This window comes from Xenorhabdus thuongxuanensis (assembly GCF_001908095.1).
GTDB classification, from domain to species: domain Bacteria; phylum Pseudomonadota; class Gammaproteobacteria; order Enterobacterales; family Enterobacteriaceae; genus Xenorhabdus; species Xenorhabdus thuongxuanensis.
In genome coordinates, this window is the sequence record NZ_MKGR01000098.1 from 1 (window position 1) to 788 (window position 788).

At 53.8% G+C, this 788-nt stretch carries 1 protein-coding gene; it reads left to right on the forward strand.

Features of this window, described 5'->3' with window-relative positions:
• Window positions 1–788: inverse autotransporter beta domain-containing protein (locus Xentx_RS18215; protein ID WP_208607612.1), on the forward strand; the 788-nt coding region annotated here is incomplete at both ends.

Consider the following 788-nt stretch of genomic DNA (forward strand, 5'->3'; position numbering starts at 1 on the left):
CAGGCCAGGCCAGAAGATCAAAACCAAGATCTGCCGGCACAAAAACTGGCCGAAATCACCACCCAGTGGGGGCAACTGACTCAATCGCAGTCACCCAGCGAAGCGGCAAAAACACTGGCTGCCCAGCAATTATCGTCTGCGGTGACATCAACACTGACACCGTGGTTGAACCAATACGGCAATGCCCGCCTCACACTGCCTTTCGACAGCCATTTTGCGTTAAAAGACATTGCATTGGATGGATTGCTGCCTTTTTATCACTCGGTTTCGGGTACCGCATTCAGCCAGTCAGGGGTAAAAACCCACCACGGCCAGACAACAACCACACTTGGATTCGGCTATCGCTATGTCGCCGATGACTGGCTCTGGGGTGCCAATATCTTCTGGGATGCGTTGTGGCCGGAGCAGAATCACCGTTACAGCATCGGGCTGGAAGCCTGGCATGATAACGTCAAACTGTCTGCCAACCTTTACCAGCGCTTATCTAACTGGAAACCCGCCCGGCTCACCGATTTCGATGCAAGACCGGCCAATGGCTGGGATATTCAGGCCGAAGCGTATTTGCCGGCTTTTCCTCACTGGGGCGGGCAGTTGACGTATGAACACTATTATGGGCAGCAGGTTGCCTTATTCGGTGGATCCGAACGCCAGAAAAATCCGTACAGCATCATCGCCGGGCTGACTTACACGCCAGTCCCCTTAGTCACACTGGGTGCCGATTTTCGGCAGGGTAAGCAAGGGGTCAGTGAGAACCGTTTTACCCTGAACCTCAATTATCGGTTGGGTGT